The 2,457-nt window shown below is 43.0% G+C and carries 3 protein-coding genes; all 3 read right to left on the bottom strand.

Annotated features, from left to right (window positions below; translation table 11 throughout):
* Positions 1 to 123 precede the first annotated feature (123 nt).
* Positions 124 to 1,401 carry an ornithine--oxo-acid transaminase gene (rocD, locus tag WBM98_RS00070; RefSeq protein ID WP_424363965.1) on the bottom strand — a complete coding sequence of 426 codons (1,278 nt, stop codon included), beginning with the start codon at positions 1,399 to 1,401 and terminating at the stop codon, positions 124 to 126.
* Between the two features lie 160 nt (positions 1,402 to 1,561).
* Positions 1,562 to 1,948 carry a DUF6768 family protein gene (locus WBM98_RS00065; protein WP_424363964.1) on the bottom strand — a complete coding sequence of 129 codons (387 nt, stop codon included), beginning with the start codon at positions 1,946 to 1,948 and terminating at the stop codon, positions 1,562 to 1,564.
* Positions 1,945 to 2,457, bottom strand: a 513-nt coding sequence (locus tag WBM98_RS00060; protein ID WP_424363963.1) for an RNA polymerase sigma factor, incomplete at its 5' end; no start/stop codon positions are given. The genes WBM98_RS00060 and WBM98_RS00065, both read right to left, overlap by 4 nt.

Here is a 2,457-nt window from a genome sequence, read left to right as displayed (position 1 = left end):
ACCATCATCTATTTTGGCGCCTTGGCGGCAATAATAGCTGGGGCTGCGGCCGATGGGGCCTTTCAATAGCATAAATACCTTATAAAAAAGCCGGTCCCGATACGTATCGGGACCGGCTTTTTTTTATTTCTCAAACTGTTTAATCGTCTTCGCAATGATAGCGATACAATCCAACAACTGCGCTTCGGTCATTACCAACGGTGGGGCGAACCGTATGATATTGCCATGGGTTGGCTTTGCCAAAAGTCCGTTCCCCATCAAGGCCATACATAGGTCCCATGCTGTCGTGCTATCTTCGGTATCATTAATCACAATGGCATTCAAAAGACCTTTGCCACGCACCATAGTGACCAAATCGGATTGATCGATCAATTTTTGCATCTCCTTCCTAAAGAGGTTGCCAAGAACAAACGCATTTTCTGCAAGTTTTTCCTCTTTAACCACGTCCAAGGCGGCCATGGCCACCGCGCATGCCAAGGGATTGCCCCCAAAGGTAGAACCATGGTTGCCGGGGCGTATCACCTCCATCACCCCATTATCGGCCAATACGGCCGACACAGGAAAAACGCCTCCCGAAATAGCCTTACCCAAGATCAGGATATCGGGTTTAACCTCTGGTGTTCCACTACAACATTTATCCGGGCAAGAACAAGTACCACAAGTAGCCAACAATCTTCCTGTCCTTGCAATTCCTGTTTGCACTTCATCGGCAATGAACAATACATTTCTCGATCGACACAATTGGTACGCTTCACTAATATAATTGTCATCAGGCACAAACACACCCGCCTCCCCTTGAATGGGTTCTACTAAAAATGCCGCTACATTTTCGTCTTTCAAGGCTTCTTTCAATGCATTGAGGTCATTGTAGGGAATAGCAACCATTCCGGGTGTAAAGGGCCCGAAATTCTCTGTCGCAATCGGATCGTTTGATGCTGAAATGATGGTTACGGTTCTCCCATGGAAATTATTGTGGCAAACAATGATCTTCGCCTGGTTGGGCGGTATCCCCTTTTTCTCATACCCCCATTTCCGAGCCAATTTTATTGCGGTTTCAACGGCTTCGGCCCCTGTATTCATCGGTAATACCTTGTCAAAGCCAAAATACTCGGTAATGTATTTTTCGTATTTTCCGAGCATGTCATTGTAAAATGCCCGTGAGGTCAAGGTTAATTTTTCAGCCTGATCTTTTAAGGCATTGATGATCTTGGGATGACAATGCCCTTGGTTTACCGCGGAATAGGCCGATAGGAAATCATAGTATCGGTTTCCTTCCATATCCCAAACGAAAACCCCTTCCCCTTTGCTTAAAACCACAGGTAAAGGGTGATAATTATGTGCGCCGTACTTCTCTTCCAAGGCAATAGCCTCTGTAGAACTAATTTTTTCTAAAACTGACATGATAAAAATTACTTTAAATAAAACTTCAGTAATTCCTTCTGTACCTTTTTCCTTTCGAAGCTTCGAAAATTCAGCGTAGGAGAGAAATCATCCTTTGTAGAGCCGCTAAAATACAAAATGTTATGACATTGCCGAAACATTTCATTTTGGTTCTATTGAACTACATATCAAGCTTGCCTGAGAGGGTCGCGACTTGGAGTTCCAATCTTTTCAATTCCCTTAGGATATCATTTTTATCCATTTGCATCCAAAAATAAAGTTTCAGCATTCCCATGAAAATCATACATAAAAATCCTGCTGACGCCCATATTATTAGGTTGTTTGTCTCGGTGGTTCCAAAAAAACGGACCACACAATAAATGAATAAACCGAAAATACCCAAATAGACCACGTTCATGACGATTGCAAGCCACCCCACTTTACTTTTATAGACCTCACCCATTTTCCCGATCAGATTCTGTTCATCCAAGTCGTCATAGAATTTTGCCTCCTCCTGAGTAAGGGTTTCTTTGATAAGTTCGTCGATTTTTTCCTTTTCTTTTTTCATGATGTGTGATTTAAAATTGTTTTTAATTTTTCGCGGGCATGGTATAACCTCGATTTGACCGTTCCAATGGATATATCCAAAATACCACTGATTTCGAACAATGAATATTCTTGGGTATAGAATAACCGCAGCACGATTTGATGGTCAATGGGTAACCTTTCAATGGCCTGTTTTACTTGTAAAACTTGATTTTCGTGATCATCGGCCACGGTAACGTCCCTGTTTGTGACTGCATATTCATCCAAAATTTCGCGTTTCCGCTTGTCTTTATGCAGTTCGTCAATTGATTTTCGGGTGACGATACGCATGGCCCAGCTCGAAAAGCTATTGGGATCTCGTAACGTATGCAACTTGTTGGCAATGATGCCCCAGCAATCCTGTACAACGTCTTTCGAAGCCTCTATATCCCGCAGATACCAATAGGCATGCGCATTAAACTTCCTATGGTGCCTTTTGACCAGCATGCCTAAAGCGCGCTTATCCCCTGCTTGAAATTGCAACACCAATAA

It is taken from the genome of Maribacter sp., assembly GCF_049667165.1.
Classification (GTDB): domain Bacteria; phylum Bacteroidota; class Bacteroidia; order Flavobacteriales; family Flavobacteriaceae; genus Maribacter_A.
Note: the sequence above shows the minus strand (reverse complement) of the source record. Positions and strands in the feature narration are given on the sequence as shown.

What these genes read in the sequence shown, in the direction of transcription:
- rocD (WP_424363965.1), bottom strand. Translation starts at nt 1,401, where the DNA reads ATGTCAGTTTTAGAAAAAATTAGTTCTACAGAGGCTATTGCCTTGGAA.
- WBM98_RS00065 (WP_424363964.1), bottom strand. Translation starts at nt 1,948, where the DNA reads ATGAAAAAAGAAAAGGAAAAAATCGACGAACTTATCAAAGAAACCCTT.